The organism is Pseudomonas sp. AS2.8, from assembly GCF_014190935.1.
In the GTDB taxonomy this organism is placed as follows: Bacteria; Pseudomonadota; Gammaproteobacteria; order Pseudomonadales; family Pseudomonadaceae; genus Chryseomonas.
Map to the genome: position 1 here is coordinate 59,647 of NZ_JACHVV010000001.1, position 18,854 is coordinate 78,500.

General features: G+C 65.4%; 17 protein-coding genes. 11 read left to right on the plus strand and 6 right to left on the minus strand.

The genetic code is table 11. From position 1 onward, the window contains the following. Positions 1–39 precede the first annotated feature (39 nt). The 4 genes from FHR73_RS00260 to FHR73_RS00275 all read left to right on the plus strand — a co-directional run bounded on the left by FHR73_RS00260 (position 40) and on the right by FHR73_RS00275 (position 3,991). On the plus strand, positions 40–291 hold the full coding sequence (locus tag FHR73_RS00260; RefSeq protein ID WP_026083700.1) for a DUF1653 domain-containing protein: 252 nt from the start codon (positions 40–42) through the stop codon (positions 289–291). A gap of 149 nt (positions 292–440) precedes the next feature. Beyond that, on the plus strand, positions 441–3,047 hold the full coding sequence (gene topA / locus FHR73_RS00265; RefSeq protein WP_183628612.1) for a type I DNA topoisomerase: 2,607 nt from the start codon (positions 441–443) through the stop codon (positions 3,045–3,047). Between the two features lie 58 nt (positions 3,048–3,105). Continuing rightward, positions 3,106–3,624: a DUF6586 family protein gene (locus tag FHR73_RS00270; protein WP_183628614.1), complete on the plus strand. Its 519-nt coding sequence runs from the start codon at positions 3,106–3,108 to the stop codon at positions 3,622–3,624. Positions 3,625–3,754: 130 nt separating this feature from the next. Continuing rightward, positions 3,755–3,991 carry a hypothetical protein gene (locus FHR73_RS00275; protein WP_007162387.1) on the plus strand — a complete coding sequence of 79 codons (237 nt, stop codon included), beginning with the start codon at positions 3,755–3,757 and terminating at the stop codon, positions 3,989–3,991. A 66-nt stretch (positions 3,992–4,057) separates the two neighbouring features. On the opposite strand, the gene sulA is transcribed toward FHR73_RS00275, so the two are convergent. Both sulA and lexA read right to left on the minus strand, forming a co-directional pair. Next, entirely contained in the window at positions 4,058–4,558 is a 501-nt protein-coding gene (gene sulA, locus FHR73_RS00280) for an SOS-induced cell division inhibitor SulA (RefSeq protein WP_260175341.1), read from the minus strand. A 181-nt stretch (positions 4,559–4,739) separates the two neighbouring features. After that, positions 4,740–5,351 (minus strand): transcriptional repressor LexA, encoded by a 612-nt coding sequence (lexA, locus tag FHR73_RS00285; protein WP_183628616.1) that lies wholly within the window; start codon positions 5,349–5,351, stop codon positions 4,740–4,742. Between the two features lie 235 nt (positions 5,352–5,586). Between lexA and FHR73_RS00290 the strand changes: the two genes are divergently transcribed. The 3 genes from FHR73_RS00290 to FHR73_RS00300 all read left to right on the plus strand — a co-directional run bounded on the left by FHR73_RS00290 (position 5,587) and on the right by FHR73_RS00300 (position 8,298). Continuing rightward, positions 5,587–6,297 (plus strand): TetR/AcrR family transcriptional regulator, encoded by a 711-nt coding sequence (locus FHR73_RS00290; protein ID WP_183628618.1) that lies wholly within the window; start codon positions 5,587–5,589, stop codon positions 6,295–6,297. 80 nt (positions 6,298–6,377) lie between these two features. Then, positions 6,378–7,370: a beta-N-acetylhexosaminidase gene (gene nagZ / locus FHR73_RS00295; protein ID WP_183628619.1), complete on the plus strand. Its 993-nt coding sequence runs from the start codon at positions 6,378–6,380 to the stop codon at positions 7,368–7,370. A 187-nt stretch (positions 7,371–7,557) separates the two neighbouring features. Beyond that, positions 7,558–8,298 carry an S-methyl-5'-thioinosine phosphorylase gene (locus tag FHR73_RS00300; protein WP_183628621.1) on the plus strand — a complete coding sequence of 247 codons (741 nt, stop codon included), beginning with the start codon at positions 7,558–7,560 and terminating at the stop codon, positions 8,296–8,298. A gap of 45 nt (positions 8,299–8,343) precedes the next feature. Here the strand turns inward: FHR73_RS00300 and mfd are convergent, their stop codons facing one another. After that, positions 8,344–11,793, minus strand: coding sequence for a transcription-repair coupling factor (gene mfd, locus FHR73_RS00305; RefSeq protein WP_183628623.1), 3,450 nt, complete (start codon positions 11,791–11,793; stop codon positions 8,344–8,346). A gap of 154 nt (positions 11,794–11,947) precedes the next feature. Between mfd and FHR73_RS00310 the strand changes: the two genes are divergently transcribed. Both FHR73_RS00310 and sthA read left to right on the plus strand, forming a co-directional pair. Beyond that, a complete protein-coding gene (locus FHR73_RS00310) occupies positions 11,948–13,390 on the plus strand; it encodes a glyceraldehyde-3-phosphate dehydrogenase (RefSeq protein WP_017639775.1) in 1,443 nt (480 codons plus the stop codon). Between the two features lie 209 nt (positions 13,391–13,599). Beyond that, positions 13,600–14,994 carry a Si-specific NAD(P)(+) transhydrogenase gene (gene sthA, locus FHR73_RS00315; RefSeq protein WP_183628625.1) on the plus strand — a complete coding sequence of 465 codons (1,395 nt, stop codon included), beginning with the start codon at positions 13,600–13,602 and terminating at the stop codon, positions 14,992–14,994. A 240-nt stretch (positions 14,995–15,234) separates the two neighbouring features. On the opposite strand, the gene FHR73_RS00320 is transcribed toward sthA, so the two are convergent. From FHR73_RS00320 to FHR73_RS00330, 3 genes are read right to left on the minus strand one after another with little or no spacing between them, the layout of a single operon-like run. Next, positions 15,235–15,951: a glycerophosphodiester phosphodiesterase gene (locus FHR73_RS00320; protein ID WP_183628627.1), complete on the minus strand. Its 717-nt coding sequence runs from the start codon at positions 15,949–15,951 to the stop codon at positions 15,235–15,237. A gap of 8 nt (positions 15,952–15,959) precedes the next feature. Further along, on the minus strand, positions 15,960–16,250 hold the full coding sequence (locus FHR73_RS00325) for a phosphodiesterase (RefSeq protein WP_183628629.1): 291 nt from the start codon (positions 16,248–16,250) through the stop codon (positions 15,960–15,962). Next, a complete protein-coding gene (locus FHR73_RS00330) occupies positions 16,247–16,798 on the minus strand; it encodes a PilZ domain-containing protein (RefSeq protein WP_183628631.1) in 552 nt (183 codons plus the stop codon). Before FHR73_RS00330 ends, FHR73_RS00325 begins: the two co-directional genes overlap by 4 nt. Positions 16,799–16,905: 107 nt before the next feature. Between FHR73_RS00330 and FHR73_RS00335 the strand changes: the two genes are divergently transcribed. Next, on the plus strand, positions 16,906–18,156 hold the full coding sequence (locus tag FHR73_RS00335) for a lipoprotein-releasing ABC transporter permease subunit (RefSeq protein WP_183628633.1): 1,251 nt from the start codon (positions 16,906–16,908) through the stop codon (positions 18,154–18,156). Further along, on the plus strand, positions 18,149–18,850 hold the full coding sequence (gene lolD, locus FHR73_RS00340) for a lipoprotein-releasing ABC transporter ATP-binding protein LolD (RefSeq protein ID WP_026083696.1): 702 nt from the start codon (positions 18,149–18,151) through the stop codon (positions 18,848–18,850). The genes FHR73_RS00335 and lolD overlap by 8 nt, the downstream gene beginning before the upstream one ends. Positions 18,851–18,854: the final 4 nt, after the last annotated feature.

Here is an 18,854-nt window from a genome sequence, read left to right on the forward strand (position 1 = left end):
CCCCAGGGCTGCCCCGGTTTTCTTTTTTCGAGGTGGAACATGGCATTGCAGACGGGACTCTACCGGCACTACAAGGGTCAGCAGTATCGGGTGTTGGGTCTGGCCCGGCATTCCGAGACCGAAGAAGAGCTGGTCATCTATCAGGCGTTGTATGGTGAATATGGTCTCTGGGCGCGTCCCCTGAGCATGTTTCGCGAGAGCGTCCAGGTGGATGGCGAGCAGGTGCCGCGCTTCGCGCTGATCAGCGTCGAAGCCGATCCCTTGGGTCTGGATGCCACGCCGCAGCCTTGACCTTGCCGACATCGCCACTATATATAGCGGTGCCGCGTTGGCCGACCGCCCCCGGCGCACCAGACTGAAATCGTTCTGGTCCTCCATCCGCCTTTATGGCGCTCGCCTTTCGCTCGCTTACCGCCTTCAAGCAGGAATCTGACTCTCCCATGGGTAAATCGCTGGTCATCGTGGAATCCCCGGCCAAGGCCAAGACCATCAACAAGTACCTGGGCAACCAGTACGTGGTGAAGTCGAGCATCGGCCACATCCGCGACCTTCCCACCAGCGGCGCCGGCACCGCCAAGGAGCCCGCCGCCAAGACGCGCAAGACCGCCGCCGAGGCGCCCGCGCTGTCACCCAAGGAAAAGGCCCGGCGTCAGCTGTTCGCCCGCATGGGTGTCGACCCGGAGCACGGCTGGAAGGCGCACTACGAGATCCTGCCCGGCAAGGAAAAGGTGATCGAAGAGCTGCGCCGCCTGGCCAAGGACGCCGACACCGTCTATCTCGCAACCGACTTGGACCGCGAAGGGGAGGCCATTGCCTGGCACCTGCGGGAAGCCATCGGTGGCGACGACTCGCGTTACAAGCGCGTGGTCTTCAACGAAATCACCAAGAAGGCCATCCAGGAAGCCTTCTCCCAGCCCGGCGAGCTGGACATCAATCGCGTCAACGCCCAGCAGGCGCGCCGCTTCCTCGACCGCGTGGTCGGCTACATGGTCTCGCCACTGCTGTGGTCGAAGATCGCCCGAGGCCTGTCCGCCGGTCGGGTGCAGTCCGTCGCGGTCAAGCTGGTGGTGGAGCGCGAGCGCGAGATCCGCGCCTTCGTCCCCGAGGAATACTGGGAAATCCACGCCGACCTGGCCACGCCGAAAAAGGCTCAGGTGCGCTTCGAGGTGGTGCGTGAGAAGGGCGAAGCCTTCAAGCCGCTGAACGAAGCCCAGGCCAAGGCTGCCCTGACCAAGCTGGAGAAGGCCGCCTATCGCATCGCCAAGCGCGAAGACAAGCCGACCAGCAGCCGGCCCTCGGCACCCTTCATCACCTCCACCCTGCAGCAGGCCGCGAGCAATCGCCTGGGCTTCGGGGTGAAGAAGACCATGATGATGGCCCAGCGTCTCTATGAGGCCGGCTACATCACCTACATGCGTACCGACTCGACCAACCTGTCGGGCGATGCCATCGCCATGGCCCGTGGCTACATCGAGAGCGAATTCGGCAAGCAGTACCTGCCGGAAAAAGCCAATGTCTACGGCAGCCGCGAAGGCGCCCAGGAAGCGCACGAGGCCATCCGTCCGTCCGACATCAACGTCAAGCCCAACAGCCTGTCGGGCATGGAGCGTGACGCCGAGCGCCTGTACGAACTGATCTGGCGTCAATTCCTGGCCTGCCAGATGCCGCCGGCTGAATACCTGTCCACCACCGTGACCGCCGCGGCGGGTGACTTCGAGCTGCGTGCCCGTGGCCGCATCCTCAAGTTCGACGGCTATACCCGTGTCCTGCCGCAGCAGAGCAAGCCGGGCGACGACGACGTCCTGCCCGAGATGAAGCAGGGCGAGGACCTTGGCCTGATCAAGCTCGACCCGAGCCAGCACTTCACCAAGCCGCCGGCGCGCTTCTCCGAAGCCAGCCTGGTCAAGGAGCTGGAGAAGCGCGGCATCGGCCGGCCGTCGACCTACGCCGCCATCATTTCCACCATCCAGGATCGTGGCTACGTGACGGTGCACAATCGCCGTTTCTATGCCGAGAAGATGGGCGACATCGTCACCGATCGACTCAACGAAAGCTTTGCCGACCTGATGGACTTCAGCTTCACCGCCAACATGGAAGGCAACCTGGACAACGTCGCCCAGGGCGAGCGGGACTGGAAGAATCTGCTCGACGAATTCTATGGCGACTTCAAGCAGAAGCTGGAAACCGCCGAGACCGGCGAGAAGGGCATGCGGGCCAACCAGCCCACCCTGACCGACATTCCCTGCCAGCTCTGCGGCCGGCCGATGATGATCCGCACCGCGTCCACCGGGGTCTTCCTCGGCTGCTCGGGCTATGCCCTGCCGCCCAAGGAACGTTGCAAGGCCACCATCAACCTGGTGCCGGGTGACGAGATCGCCGAAGACGACGAGGGCGAATCCGAGTCCCTGGTCCTGCGCGGCAAGCACCGTTGCCCGATCTGCAGCACCGCGATGGATGCCTACCTGATCGACGAGCATCGCAAGCTGCACGTCTGCGGCAACAACCCGGACTGCCCGGGCTACGAGATCGAGCAGGGCAGCTATCGCATCAAGGGCTACGAAGGCCCGTCGCTGGAATGCGACAAGTGCGGCAGCGAGATGCAGCTCAAGACCGGCCGCTTCGGCAAGTTCTTCGGCTGTACCAACCCGGCCTGCAAGAACACCCGCAAGCTGCTCAAGAATGGCGAGCCGGCCCCGCCGAAGATGGACGCCGTGCCCATGCCGGAGCTGCGTTGCGAAAAGGTCGACGACACCTATGTGTTGCGCGACGGGGCTTCGGGCCTGTTCCTGGCCGCCAGCGGCTTCCCGAAGAATCGCGAGACCCGCGCGCCGTTGGTCAGCGAATTGCTGCCCCATCGCGACGAGATCGATCCCAAGTACCATTATCTGCTCAGTGCCCCGGTGAAGGATTCCGAGGGTCGCCCGGCGGTGATCCGCTTCAGCCGCAAGACCAAGGAGCAGTACGTGCAGACCGAGGTCGAGGGCAAGCCCACCGGCTGGAAAGCTTTCTACGACGGCAAGAAGTGGCAGGTGGACGAAAAGCGCTAGCGCCTCTGGCGCTAACGGCAGACAGGCGGCCGGCGTGAGTCGGCTCCAGGAGAAGGGCATGGCCAACGAGCGTTATACCCGTACCAACCAGAAGCTGTACTTCGCCGGTCTGGCCCTGGAAAGCTGGCGCCTGGCCCAGGCCGCGCCTTCAGCGCAAAGCCAGGGTCGCATCATGGCTGAACGTGAAGCCTGCCTGTTTCACCTGCACGGCGCCTTGCTGGGCCTCTGTCAGGAAGTGGCGGGCTTCTATCGTCATCCCAGCATGGAGGCCACGTCGCTGGCCGTCCTGCTTGCCCCCGCAACGCTCGCCGAAAGTCCTAGCCCCGAGATGGGCGAACTGATCGAATTGGCCGGCAATCCGGAAACCTGGCTGGCGCGCCTGATCGCCGAATACCAGCGACTGCTGCAACCGCCCCAGGCGCCGCGGCGACCCAAGCAGGACCCGACCCTGGCGCTGATCGAGGCGGTCAGCCTGGAACCGGCCGAGCCGGAACTGGGTCTCGAAGAGGTGGAAGCCTGGCGTGAAAGTCTCAAGCAGACCGCGCTCAGATTTCGCGGCGCCATGACCGAGTGGTAAATCGCCACCCGCTGCAACGCCGCAGAGGCCGTCAGGACGATAGCCTTGCAGACCGTCGAAAAAGGCTCAGGCAAGTCAGCCTCTCAGACCCCACGCTGTTACACTATCCGCTTAGCTGTGGAGATACTGAATGACTACTGCCTACCTGGAAATCGTTGAACTCTCCGATGGTCGCATCGTGTTGCGCCGTGCGGACGACGAGGAAGCTCTGGTTACCCTGGAGTTCTCCAGCGATGCCAAGGATTTCCTGCATGGACAGCAGATAGAGGTGGCCAAGGCCATGTTCAACCTGGGCGTGCAGATGGCCGGTCGACTGGCCGAAGGCGACAGCCTCCAGCGTGACGATCAACCGCGCGTCCTGCACTGATACTCTTCTCGATCCGGCATTCCATAGTGGAATGCCGCCCTCACAGGCCGTATCGGCGCCTGCTTCCTACGCGAACCTGACGTTCAGACTCTGGCTGTGACCCTGGGCGGCGGCGCGTGCCAGTTGCTGCTTGCCCGCATCGCTCAGGTCGTGCAACCAGCTGATCACCGTATGACTCTGCCCCTTGCGCAACACCTCGCAAGCCAATTGCAGGGTCTTGGCGGCGCTCGGCGTCTGCAGCAGCAGCACGCGCTCCGGATTCAGATGGGTACTGCGCAGCCAGGCGTTGCTGAGCAGCGACGGCGGCGTGACCAGGGTCAGCCAGCGGGCATCGTCCTTGTCGCTCAGCTGGCGCAGGATGGGTGCCAGCAACTGCAGGCACTGCTCCTGGCTACCATTCAGGGACATCTCGCTGAAGGTGTCTGGCAGCGGGGCGGCCGGCAGCTCCCGTGCCGGCTTGCCGGGCTTGGGTAGAAAGGCGGTCAGCTCCTGCAGCAGGAGCTCGGGTGCCAGATCCAGCTCTTGAACGGGCGAGCGCGGTGCATCGAACATCAGGGGAAATTGCATGGCGACCTCCTAGAGGCGACTCGATCAAATCCACTCGAGGTCATGTACCACGGATACATGACGTCACTGTGCTCAGCCTGGTCTTGAGCGCTTTCCGGAGCGCGAACAGATACCCCCGATCAAGACTTCGGCGTAAGGCAAAAGGCGTGATAACGGCTGGCCCGAAGGCCAGCCTTAGACGTTAGCGGCGGATGACGCCAACGCTTAACCCTTCGATGGCGAATTCCTGGGTGGAAAGATCGACTTCGATAGGGGAGAACTCGGGATTCTCTGCCAGCAGGGTGACCTGGTTGCCCGAGCGCTTGAATCTCTTCACGGTGACCTCGTCGCCCACCCGGGCCACGACGATCTGGCCGTTGTGCACCTCACGGGTCACATGGACCGCCAGGAGGTCGCCATCGAGGATGCCGACGTCTCTCATGCTCATGCCCTTGACCTTCAGCAGGTAGTCGGCACGCGGCTGGAAGAAAGCCGGATTGATGGCGCAGTTCTCTTCGACGTTCTGTTCGGCCAGGATGGGCGCACCCGCGGCGACCCGACCGATGACCGGCAGGCTCTCGTCGGCCTTGCGCGTGGCATCCAGCCCCGGGATGCGGATGCCCCGGGAGGCGCCCGGCGTCATCTCGATGGCGCCCTTGCGCGCCAGGGCCTTGAGGTGTTCCTCGGCCGCGTTCGGTGATTTGAAACCAAGCTCCTGCGCGATCTCCGCGCGGGTAGGCGGAAAGCCATTGGCTTCGAGGCAACGCTTGATGAAGGCCAGGATCTCGGCTTGTCGCGGTGTCAGTTTCAGCATGATGCACGTCGCGTCGTCTAATGATGCTGTGATTATATACAGTAACTCAGGGTGGTAGGCAAGGCCGCCGCCCAGGCCTTCGGACGACAGGCCGGATTCACCGCGATCAGCCTCCAGGTCGGGGATCGGTGGGCCTTTCACGCCATGGTGCCGACGCCTCGAATCCAGGCCGTGATTGACTTGGATGGCGTTTGAAACATATGTTTCAAACGGAATTCATCTATCGAGGAAGGTCATGGCGCAGTCGGATACCGTGGAGCGCATTCTGGATGCGGCCGAGCAGCTGTTCGCCGAGCGCGGCTTTGCCGAGACCTCGCTGCGACTCATCACCACCAGGGCCGCCGTCAACCTGGCCGCGGTCAACTATCACTTCGGCTCGAAGAAGGCCCTGATCCAGGCGGTGTTCTCGCGCTTTCTCGATCCCTTCTGCTTCAACCTGGAGCGGGACCTCGATCAGTGGCAGCCGAAGCAGGGCGAGGACGTGAGCCTGGAGGCGCTGCTGAATCTGCTGGTGGATCATTCCCTGGCCATCAAGCCGCGGCATGGCAATGACCTTTCGGTGTTCATGCGCCTGCTGGGCCTGGCCTTCAGCCAGAGCCAGGGCCACCTGCGCAAGTATCTGGAACAGACCTACGGCCGCGCCTTCCGTCGCTTCCTGCTGCTGGTGAATCGAGCCGTTCCCGAGATTCCACCCCTGGAGCTGTTCTGGCGCGCCCACTTCATGTTGGGCGCGGCGGTGTTCAGCATGTCCGGCATCAAGGCGCTGCGGGCGATCGGCGAAAACGACTTCGGCGTCGATACCCATACCGATCAGGTGCTGCGACTGATGGTGCCTTTCCTCGCCAGCGGGATGCGCGCCCCTACGGCGATGCACGCGCCGGAGCTGGCCCAGGCGCAGTATCGGCCACGGCGGCCGGTGGTCGCGGAGACGGTCGAGAGCTACTAGGCTGCGAGGCCGGCGGTGCCTGGGGTAAGCTTGCGTCCCTTTCACGGCGCCGTGCGCCGGAGCATTCGGACGAGGTACCCATGCAAGGCTCCCTGATGGTCGATATCGCTGGCACCTGGCTCACCGCCGAGGATCGCCAGCTGCTGCGCCAGCCGGAGGTGGGCGGACTGATCCTGTTCGCCCGCAACATCGAAACCCCGGGTCAGGTACGGGAACTGTGCCGTGCCATTCGCGCGGTGCGACCAGAATTGCTGCTGGCCGTGGACCAGGAAGGCGGTCGCGTGCAGCGGCTGCGCCGCGACGTGGTGCGGTTGCCGGCCATGGGGCAGTTGGGCGGTCGCGCGGACAGCGCGGAACTGGCCCGACTCTGCGGCTGGCTGATGGCGACCGAGATCCTGGCGGTGGGGCTGGACTTCAGCTTCGCCCCGGTGCTGGACGTCGACCATGGGCGCAGCCAGGTCATAGGCGCTCGTTCCTTCGGCAGCGCCGAGCAGGTGATCGAGCTGGGCAGCGCCTTCATCGCCGGCATGGGCGACGCCGGTATGGCCGCCACCGGCAAGCACTTCCCCGGTCATGGCTGGGCCGAAGCCGACTCCCACTATGCCATTCCCACCGACGAGCGCGATCTGGACACCCTGTTGCGTACCGACCTGCGCCCGTTCCAGGCCCTGTTGCCGGTGCTGGGCGCGGTGATGCCCGCTCACGTCATCTATCCCGCGGTGGATCCCCAGCCGGCCGGCTTTTCCCGACGCTGGCTGCAGGACATCCTGCGCGGCGAGCTGGATTACCAGGGCGTGATCTTCAGCGACGACCTGTCGATGGCCGGCGCCCACGTCGCGGGCGATGCCGGCCAGCGCGTCGAGGCGGCGCTTAGCGCCGGCTGCGACATGGGGCTGGTGTGCAATGACCGCGCAGCGGCCGAGCTGGCCCTGATCCGGGTGCAGCAGCTGGGCGTCTCGCCCGCGCCACGACTGGCCAGCATGAGAGCCCGCCGCCTCGTCGATCTCGATTACCGCCAGCAACCGCAGTGGAGTCTTGCCCTGCAGCGGCTGCGCCAGGCCGAACTCATCTAAGAGCCTATTCAAAGGCTGCTGCGCGTCGGCCAAACCGCGTTGAAAATGCCCTGGGTCGCCAGCCCGGTCGGAATGCTCATTTACCACACGTAAACTCGCGCGCGAGTCCGATCCGCTTTCTCCGGCCTTTTCGCCTTGTTTGTCTCTAGCTCGCGAGCCTTTGAACAGGCTCTAAGGGGATTTTTGCATGACTACCTACGCCATCATCGGCGGTACCGGCCTCACCGCGCTCGCCGGCCTGGAGCTGGACCAGGCCCAGACTTTCGAGACGCCCTGGGGAGCGCCCTCGGCGCCCGTGCAGCGCGGCCACTATGCCGGCCGCCCGGTGCTGTTCCTGGCCCGCCACGGCCATCCTCATCGCATACCGCCGCATCAGGTCAACTACCGCGCCAACCTCTGGGCGCTCAAGGAAGCCGGCGCCGAAGCCATCGTCGCGGTGAATGCCGTGGGTGGCATCCATGCCGCCATGGGCAGTGGCCATCTGTGCGTGCCCCACCAGCTGGTGGACTACACCTGGGGGCGCGGCCATACCTTCTTCGAAGGCGCGGACCTTGCGCATGTCACCCACATCGATTTCAGCTTTCCCTACGACGAGTCCCTGCGCCAACGGCTGCTGAATGCGCTGCGCACGCTGCAGCTGCCGCACAGCGACCATGGGGTCTATGCCGCCACCCAGGGGCCGCGGTTGGAGACCGCAGGGGAGATCGTCCGGCTGGAGCGCGATGGCTGCGATATCGTCGGCATGACCGGGATGCCGGAAGCGGCCCTGGCACGCGAACTGGGCCTGCCCTATGCCTGCCTGGCGCTGGTGGTGAATCCGGCGGCCGGCAAGGTGCAGCGGGAAATCACCATGGCCGAGATCGAAGCGGTCCTGGCCAGCGGCATCGACGAGGTTCGTCAGGTGCTGGCCGAGGTGCTGACCGGCTGACAAGAGCCAAGCCGCTCCCTGGATCAACCGGGAGCGGCTCTGCGATCAGCTGGCGGCGGGCGTCAGGCGATCGAACAGGGCTTCCAGGACGTTGAAGCGCTCTTCCGCCCGCTCCATCGGCACCTGGAACTTGAACAGGGTCGCGCCTTCCAGCCGATACTTCTTCGGCTGCGCCTGGATCATCTTCACCAGCACCAGCGGATCCACCTGGGTATCGGCGGCAAATTCCAGCCGCCCGCCCTGGGGGCCCGCATCCACCTTGACGATGCCCAGGCCTTCCGCACGCAGCTTGAGCAGCGTCAGGCGCACCAGATTCTTGGTCGGTTCCGGCAGGAGCCCGAAGCGGTCGATCATCTCCACCTGCAGTTCCTTCAGTGCGTCTTCGTCCGCCGCCGAGGCGATGCGCTTGTAGAGGATCAGCCGCGCATGGACATCGGGTAGGTAGTCTTCCGGGATCAGCGCGGGAACCCGCATGTTGATGTCCGGACCGCCGCCCAGTGGTTGCTCCAGGTTGGGCTGCTCGCCCTTGCGGATGGCCTTGACCGCCCGCTCTAGCATTTCCATGTAGAGGGTGAAGCCCACCGCCTGGATCTGCCCGCTCTGGCCTTCGCCAAGCAGTTCGCCGGCACCACGGATCTCCAGGTCGTGGGTCGCCAGGATGAAACCGGCCCCCAGGTCCTGGGCACCGGCGATGGCTTCCAGGCGCTTTTCGGCATCCGGGGTCATGCCCTTGCGCGGCGGCGTGAGCAGGTAGGCATAGGCCTGGTGGTGACTGCGCCCGACGCGGCCGCGCAGCTGGTGCAGCTGGGCCAGGCCGAACTTGTCCGCGCGCTCGATGATGATGGTGTTGGCATTGGGCACGTCGATGCCGGTCTCGATGATGGTCGAGGCCACCAGCACGTTGAATCTCTTGTGGTAGAAGTCGCTCATCACCTGTTCGAGATCACGTTCGCGCATCTGCCCGTGGCCGATGCCGACGCGGGCCTCGGGCACCAGCTCGGCCAGTTCGCGGGCGCGCTTCTCGATGGTCTTGACCTCGTTGTGCAGGAAGTACACCTGACCGCCGCGCAGCAGTTCGCGCAGCAGGGCTTCCTTGATCACCGCGTTCTGCTCCTCCATGACGAAGGTGCGCACCGAAAGCCGGCGGGCCGGGGGCGTGGCGATGATGGACAGGTCGCGCATGCCGGCCACGGCCATGTTCAGGGTACGCGGGATCGGCGTGGCGGTGAGGGTGAGGATGTCCACCTCGCTGCGCAGCGACTTCAGCTGTTCCTTCTGACGCACCCCGAAGCGGTGCTCCTCGTCGATGATGGCCAGGCCCAGGTCCTTGAACTTCACATCGCCCTGCAGCAGCTTGTGGGTGCCGATGATGATGTCGATCTTGCCGTCGGCCAGCTCGCGCGCAGCGGCGGCGACTTCCTGGGCCGACTTGAAGCGGCTCATCACCTCGACCCGTACCGGCCAGTCGGCGAAGCGGTCGCGGAAGCTGTTGTAGTGCTGCTGGGCGAGCAGGGTGGTGGGGACCAGCACCGCCACCTGGCGGCCGCCGTGCACGGCGATGAAGGCCGCGCGCATGGCCACCTCGGTCTTGCCGAAGCCCACGTCGCCGCAGACCAGGCGATCCATGGGCGTGCCCGCCAGCATGTCCTTGTGCACCGCCTCGATGGCAGCCTGCTGGTCCGGCGTCTCCTCGAAGGGGAAGCCGGCGGAGAAGCTGGCGTAGTCGACGGCCGGGTCCTTGAAGGCATAGCCCTTGCGCGCGGCACGGCGGGCATAGATGTCGAGCAGCTCGGCGGCCACGTCGCGCACCTGTTCGGCGGCCTTGCGCTTGGCCTTTTGCCAGGTCTCGGAACCCAGCTTGTGCAGTGGCGCCAGGGCATCGTCGGTGCCCGAGTAGCGGGCGATCAGGTGCAGGCTGGCCACCGGCACATAGAGCTTGGCGTCGTCGGCGTATTCGAGCAGCAGGAATTCCTGGGGCTGGTCGTCCAGCTCCAGGGTGATCAGGCCCATGTAGCGGCCGACGCCATGATCGATGTGCACCACCGGGGCGCCTTCGCGCAGCTCGGTGAGATTCTTGATGACGTTCTCGCCGGCGTCACGGCCCTTCTCGCGGCGGCGGCGCTGCATGATGCGCTGGCCGAACAGCGGATTCTCCGGGATCAGGGCGACACCGGCGTCATCCAGCACCAGGCCCTCGTCCAGCGGCGCCAGGGCGATGGCGATGCGTTCGGCGCTGGCCTGGAAGGCCGCCCAGCCCTCGACCTGGCCAGGACGCAGATTCAGGCGGGCCAGCAATTCCAGCAGCACCTCGCGGCGACCGGCGCTTTCCGCGGTGAACAGCACCCGGCCGGGAAAGTCGGTGATGAAGTGCTCCAGGGCGGCCAGCGGCTGGCTGGCCTTGGCGTCGATGGCCAGGTCCGGCAGGGCGCGCGCGGTAAAGCGCTCGCGGCCCACACCGGCTTCCAGGTCGTCCGCGCCGATGACCACCCGCGGCCAGTTCTTCAGGCGGGCGAAGCAGTCTTCCACCGGCAGGAAGACATCGGCCGGCGGCAGCAGCGGCCGCTCCGGATCGACCCGGCGGTCCTCGTAGCGGTTACGGACATCGGTCCAGAACTGCTCGGCGGCCTGCTCGATGCCGGGCAGGGAAAACACCTGGGTGTTGGCCGGCAGATAGTCGAAGAGGGTCGAGGTCTCGTCGAAGAACAACGGCAGGTAGTACTCGATGCCCGCCGGGGTGATGCCGCTGGCCAGGTCCTGATAGATGGGGCAGCGCCGGTAGTCCACGTCGAAGCGCTCGCGGAAACGCGCGCGAAAGCCGGTCACGGCTTCCTTATGCAGCGGGAATTCCCGCGCCGGCAGCAGGCGGATGCTGTCGACCTTGTCGATGGATCTCTGCGTCTCCGGGTCGAAGGTGCGCAGCGTCTCGATCTCGTCGTCGAACAGGTCGATCCGGTAGGGCAGGTTGCTGCCCATGGGAAAGAGGTCGATCAGGGCGCCGCGTACGGCGAATTCGCCATGCTCGTACACCGTATCCACATATCGGTAGCCGGCCGCTTCCAGGCGCGCGCGGGTGGCTTCCACATCCAGCCGCTGGCCGACGTCCAGCACCAGGCTGCTGCCGAGCAGGAAACGGGTGGGCGCCAGGCGGTGTAGGGCGGTCGCCAAAGGGACTACCAAAATACCGTGGGAGAGCTCCGGCAGCCGATAAAGGGTGGCGACGCGCTGGGAGATGATGTCCTGGTGCGGCGAGAAGACATCGTAGGGCAGCGTCTCCCAATCGGGGAAATTCAGCACCGGCAGCTCGGGGGCGAAGAAGCGCAGTTCCTGCTCCAGGCGATCAGCGGTCTGGCTGTCCTGGGTGATCAGCAGGGTGAAGCGGCGAGTCGCGGCCTTGGCGGCTTCAGCGATGGCGAGGGCTAGCGCGGCGCCGGGCAGGTTGCCCCACTGCTGGCGGCCGGCGGTTTCAGGAATTGACGGGGTACGCAAAACTGACACGCGGGCGGAACTCCGGTGGATGTCGGGAGGGTTGGGATTGTAACGACCGGGCTTTCGCGCTGTCAGTGCAGCGACGCGCGTAGATTGCCTGGGAGAGGCAGCGCGGTCATAATGTAGTTCCTTTTTTCAGCTCCTACATAGGGAAGGATTTGTCGTGAGTCAGAAGCCTGAGCAGTGCCTTGAAGAATGGATCGATCGCGAAGCGCTCGCCGAGGCCATGATTCCCCTGATTGGTCAGCTGTACCGTAACAACAATGTTGTGACCTCGATTTACGGTCGCGGTTTGGTCAACCGTTCGGTGATCTCCATTCTCAAGGCCCACCGGTTCGCCCGCCAGATCGACAACGTCGAGCTGTCCGTGCAGGACACCTACCCGCTGGTGAAGGCCCTGAGCGAGCTGGAACTGGGCGCCGCCTCCATCGACCTGGCCCGCCTGAGCCTGAAGTTCAAGGCCGAAGGCGCCGGTCGCGACCTCAAGGACTTCCTGCGCAGCGAACTGTCCGCCGTGGTCGGCAAGCAGGGCGTCGAGCAGCGCAAGGGCAAGGACGTGGTGCTCTACGGCTTCGGTCGCATCGGCCGCCTGCTGGCGCGCATCCTCATCGAGCACCAGGGTAGCGGCGACGGCCTGCGCCTGCGCGCCATCGTCGTGCGCAAGGGCGCCGACAACGACCTGGTCAAGCGTGCCAGCCTGCTGCGTCGCGATTCCGTGCACGGTTCCTTCGACGGCACCATCACCGTCGACGAAGCCAACAGCACCCTGTGTGCCAACGGCACCCTGATCAAGGTGATCTACTCCAACGATCCCACCACCGTCGACTACACCGCGTACGGCATCCAGGATGCCATCGTGGTCGACAACACCGGCAGATGGCGCGATGCCGAAGGCCTGGGCCAGCACCTCAAGTGCAAGGGCGTCTCCCGCGTGGTGCTGACCGCACCCGGCAAGGGCAGCCTGAAGAACATCGTGCATGGCATCAACCATGACACCATCACCGCCGAAGACACCATCGTCACCGCGGCTTCCTGCACCACCAACGCCATCGTGCCGATCCTGAAGGCGGTCAACGACAAGTACGGCATCGTCAACGGTCACGTCGAGACCGTGCACTCGTACACCAACGACCAGAACCTGATCGACAACTTCCACAAGGGCGATCGCCGTGGCCGCAGCGCCGCGCTGAACATGGTCATCACCGAGACCGGCGCCGCCAAGGCCGTGGCCAAGGCGTTGCCGGAACTGGCTGGCAAGCTGACCGGCAACGCCATCCGCGTGCCGACGCCCAACGTTTCCATGGCGATCCTCAACCTGAACCTGGAAAACGGCACCAGCAAGGACGAGATCAACGAGTACCTGCGCGAAATGGCGCTGCACTCGCCGCTGCACAAGCAGATCGATTTCGTGAACTCGCCGGAAGTGGTCTCCAGCGACTTCGTCGGCTCCCGTCATGCGGGCGTGGTCGATGCCGGTGCCACCATCGTCAGCGACAACCGTGTCGTCCTCTATGTCTGGTACGACAACGAGTTCGGCTACAGCTGCCAGGTCGTGCGGGTGCTGGAAGAGATGGCGGGCGTCAATCCGCCGGCCTTCCCGGCCTGAGTCTTGCGTCCTAGGCAAGGCTGACTTGCAAGAAAAAACGGGAGCCCAGGTGGCTCCCGTTTTCGTTTTGACCGGGTTTTGCGCCACAATGGCGGCCCGTGACAAGAGGTCGCAGCCCCCTGGGGCGATCTCGCGTCGGATCCGGCCTCTCACGAGGCGGTCCGGCTCCAGCCGTCGCCTGCGGACGGCTAACCTTCTGAGGAGAAAGCATGGCGGTCTATAGCTACGACGTGGTGGTACTGGGTTCGGGACCGGCCGGCGAGGGCGCGGCGATGAACGCCGCCAAGAATGGCCGCCGCGTGGCGGTGGTGGACAATCGCCAGGTGGTCGGCGGCAACTGCACCCACCTGGGTACCATTCCCTCCAAGGCGCTGCGCCATTCGGTCAAGCAGATCATCCAGTTCAACACCAACGAGATGTTCCGCTCCATCGGCGAGCCGCGTTGGTTCTCCTTTCCCGACGTGCTGCGCAGCGCTGAGCGGGTGATCGCCCGGCAGGTGTCGTCCCGCACCGGCTACTACGCGCGCAATCGCGTCGACCTGTTCTTCGGCACCGCCAGCTTCGCCGACGACAACACCATCGAGATCGTCAACCTGCGCGGTGACCTGGAGCGACTGGTGGCCAAGCAGGTCGTCATCGCCACCGGTTCGCGTCCCTATCGTCCGGTGGACGTGGACTTCAGCCATCCGCGCATCTACGACAGCGACACCATCCTGTCGCTGACCCACACCCCGCGCCGGCTGATCATCTACGGCGCCGGGGTGATCGGCAGCGAATACGCCTCCATCTTCAGCGGCCTCGGGGTGCTGGTGGACCTGATCGACAACCGCGACCAGCTGCTCAGCTTCCTCGACGACGAAATCTCCGACGCCCTGAGTTATCACCTGCAGAACAACAACGTGCTCATTCGCCACAACGAGGAATACGAGCGTATCGAAGGCCAGGAAAACGGCGTCGTCCTGCATCTGAAGTCCGGCAAGAAACTGCGCGCCGATGCCCTGCTGTGGTGTAATGGCCGGACCGGCAACACCGACCAGCTGGGCCTGCAGAACGTGGGCATCTCGGTCAACAGCCGCGGCCAGGTCACCGTCGACGAGAACTACCGGACCTCGGTCGCCAACATCTATGCGGCGGGCGACGTCATCGGCTGGCCGAGTCTGGCCAGTGCCGCCTACGACCAGGGGCGGTCGGCTTCGGACAATATCCTGCACGACAACAACGGGCGGGTGGTCAACGATATCCCCACCGGCATCTACACCATTCCCGAGATCAGTTCGCTGGGCAAGACCGAGCGCGAGCTGACCCAGGAAAAGGTGCCCTACGAGGTCGGCAAGGCCTTCTTCAAGAGCATGGCGCGGGCGCAGATCTCCGGTGAGCCGGTGGGCATGCTGAAGATCCTCTTCCATCGCGAGACCCTGCAGGTGCTGGGCGTGCACTGCTTCGGCGACCAGGCGTCGGAGATCCTGCACATCGGCCAGGCGATCATGAACCAGGAAGGTACGGCGAACAGCATCCGCTATTTCGTCAACACCACCTTCAACTACCCGACCATGGCCGAGGCCTACCGGGTAGCGGCCTTCGATGGCTTGAATCGGTTGTTCTGAGTCGGCCTAGGTTGAGCGGACGGATGCGAATGTCCGCTCGGCTAGCCCCCTCTCCCCTCGGGAGAGGGCTGGGGTGAGGGTACCCCCGTAGCAGCCTCCAGTGGAAAAGGCTGCGCCGTTTTCCACGCTACGGTTCTGCGTCGGCTCATATCGCGGCCATGGCCGATAGATTTGGCTTTCGTAGGTTGGGTTGAGCGCAGCGAAGCCCAACACGTCCCGGGCTTCGACCTGCGCCAGCGCCTACCCCAGCGTCCGCCGTGCCAGACTTGGAAAATCCGTGATCAGGCTGTCCGCGCCGAAGTCGGCCAGGCGGCGCATCAGGCTGGCGTCGTTCACCGTCCAGACCGAGACATGCAGGCCCTGGCGCTGGGCCTTGAGCAGGCGCTCCGGGGTGCACAGCGTCCAGTTCAGTGCCAGCAGGTGGCAGTCGTAGTGAGCGGCCACCTTGAGCGGATCCAGCCAGGCGTATTCCGCCACCAGCCCGCGCGCCAGATGCGGCGTATCGCGCTGCAGGGCACGCAGGACCTCACGCGAGGCGCTGGTCACGGTGATCCTGTCCTGCAGGCCGAATTCCTCGACCAGCTGGGCGATGGCCCTGACGGTCTGCGCCGCCCGCACCCGCGAGGCGCTCTTCACCTCCAGCTGCCAGTGGTCGAAGGCGCACTTCTCGAACAGCTCGCGCAGGGTCGGGATGGGGCAGGGGCGCGGCCAGGCCGGGCCGCCCTGGCGGGCATCCAGGGCGACCAGATCGGCGACGGCCTTTTCGCTGACCTTGCCGCCTCGCCCGGTGGTACGTTTCAGGGTCGGGTCATGAATCACCACCAGCTCGCCGTCCCGGGAGAGGTGCAGGTCCAGTTCGCAGCGCCTGACGCCCAGCTCCAGGCACAGCTCGAATCCGGCCAGGGTATTTTCCGGGGCTTCGCCGCGGGCACCGCGGTGTCCGTAAATGAGGGTCATGAGGGCTCCTAGGGTGACGGGACCGGGCGTCGCGGTTCACGGACCGCGTCCAGCACCCGGTCGTTTTCGAAATAGACGCTGAAATCTCGGTAGTCCCAGCGGCGAATCGCCGGGCGTCCGACCGGTGGATGCTCCTGGTCGGGCAGGCCGAAGCGCTCCAGGACCTGGCTGCGACTGTCGCCGCGCAGGGGCAGCGGGGTACTGCCATCGCCCTGCTGGCCCAGCGGGATCTGCAGGGTCTCGGCCCAGCCGGGCAGGGTGGCGCCGAGCAGCAGGAGCGCCAGCCAGGCGCGTTTCACGCCTCGTCCCCGCGGTCGGCGCGCCGCACTCGCGCCTGCTGGCGCAAGACGTGGCGCGCCAGCAACTGGCGCTGGGCGTCTTCCAGGTCGATGAAGCTGGTGCCGATCTCGTACCCGCCGGCCACGGCCTGGCAACCGGTCACTTCGGCCAGCACCTGCAGGCCCAGGCCCTGGGGCGGCAGTGCCATGCGCAGGTCGAGCCGGGTGCCCAGGGCATAGGGCTCGGCATCGACGAAGGCCAGGCCGCCTTCGGACAGCACCACGTCGCGGGTGGCGCCGCTGTCGTGCAGGAGATTCCAGGTAAAGGCCTGGCCGAGCAGGTCCAGGCGCTTGTTCACCAGGCGCAGGCAGGCGGTGACGGCGCGGTCGCGCTCGTCCAGATTGCGCAGCAGGTGGCGGGATTCGAATTCCAGCTGGTGCAGTTCGCTCAGGAGTGCGAACAAGGGCGCGGTCTCGCCGGGGACCCCGTCGGCAGGGCTGATTTGCAGTGCGATGCGGTCGGTGATGCGATAGTATTCCCGCCGTTCACGCGCGTCTGGGGTGGTCATGTCGGGCCGCTCCGTGGGTGATGGCCCCGAGTGTAGCCGGCGAGCCGGCACGGTGTCGCCGTCCAACCCGCAGGGCGCCTACGTCTTTCCGCCGTGCAAGCGAGCCTATGTTCAGACCCCTGCCGATCTACCTTGGCCTGCGTTACGTCCGCGCCAAGCGCCGCAACCATTTCGTCTCCTTCATCTCGCTCACCTCCATGATCGGCCTGGCCCTCGGCGTGGTCGTCATGATCGTGGTGCTGTCGGTCATGAACGGCTTCGATCGCGAGATGCGCGATCGGGTCCTCGGCATGATTCCCCATGCGACGGTGGAGTCCTACCAGCCGGTGCCCGACTGGCGCAGCGTGCGCGAGTTGGCGCTGCAGAACAGCCAGGTGGCCGCGGTGGCGCCCTTCACCCAGTTGCAGGGCATGCTGGCCCACGACAAGGCGGTGCAGACGGTATTGCTCAACGCCATCGATCCGGCCGAGGAGCCCAAGGTCTCGATCATCTCCAGCTTCATGCGCGAGGGCCGGCTCGACGACCTCAAACCGGGCGAATTCGGCATCATCATCGGCTCCCTGGCCGCCGAGAAACTGGGCGTGAAGGTTGGCGACAAGCTCACCTACATCGCCCCGGAAGTGGCCGTGACTCCCGCCGGCATGTTTCCGCGCATGAAGAGATTCACCGTGGTGGGCATCTTCAGCGTCGGCGCCGGCGAGCTGGACGGCTCGGTGGGCCTGATCGACATCGAGGATGCCGCGCGGCTGCAGCGCTGGCCGGCGAACGCGGTGCAGGGCGTGCGCCTCAAGTTGCACGACCTGTTCCAGGCGCCCGACGTGTCCTGGAACATCGCTCGCCAGCTGCCGGGCAACGACTGGTACGCCCGCGACTGGACCCGCACCCACGGCAATCTCTACCAGGCCATCGGCATGGAAAAGACCATGATCGGCCTGTTGCTGCTGCTGATCGTCGCCGTGGCCGCCTTCAACATCGTCTCCACCCTGGTGATGGTGGTGACCGACAAGAAATCCGACATCGCCATCCTGCGCACCCTGGGCGCCACGCCCCGGCAGATCATGGCGGTGTTCATGGTCCAGGGGACCTTCATCGGCGTCATCGGCACCGCCATCGGCTGCCTGCTGGGCGTGCTCGCCGCGCTCAACGTCAGTGCCGCGCTGGCCTGGGTGCAACGGGTCACCGGGCACCAGTTCCTCAACGCCGAGGTGTACTTCATCGACTACCTGCCGGCGCAGCTGCAGCTGCACGACGTCCTGCTGGTCTGCGGCGCGTCCTTCGCCCTGAGCTTCCTGGCCACGCTCTATCCCTCCTGGAGCGCCGCCCGTACCCAACCCGCCGAGGCCCTGCGTTATGAATGATCGAGCCGTTTTGCGTTGCCAGGACCTGGGCAAGCGCTACGAGGAAGGCCCCCAGACCGTCGAGGTGCTGAGCAACGTCCAGCTGACCCTGCAACCGGGCGAGCGGGTGTCCATCGTCGGCAGTTCGGGGTCGGGCAAGACCACGCTGCTGAACCTGCTCGGCGGCCTGGATACCCCCAGCAGCGGCAGTGTCTGGCTCGACGGCGAAGAGCTGTCGGCGCTCAACGAGAAGGCCCGTGGCCTCTTGCGCAATCGCGCCATGGGCTTCGTCTACCAGTTCCACCACCTGCTGCCCGAATTCAGCGCCCTGGAAAACGTCTGCATGCCCCTGCTGATCGGCAAGGCGTCCATTGGCGAAGCCCGCGAGCGCGCCGCCAAGCTGCTGGAGCGGGTCGGTCTCGGTCATCGCCTGGGCCACAAGCCGGCCGAGCTGTCCGGCGGCGAGCGCCAGCGCGTGGCCATCGCCCGGGCGCTGGTCAACCAGCCCAAGCTGGTGCTGCTCGACGAACCCACCGGCAACCTCGACCAGCACACTGCCCATGGCATCCAGGACCTGATGCTGGAGCTGTCCACCTCGCTGCGCACCGCCTTCCTGGTGGTGACACACGACCAGGTGCTGGCTGGCCAGATGGACCGGATGCTGCGCCTGGACGAAGGCCATCTGGTCGACGCCACGCCGGCCCGGCAGGTCTGAGGTC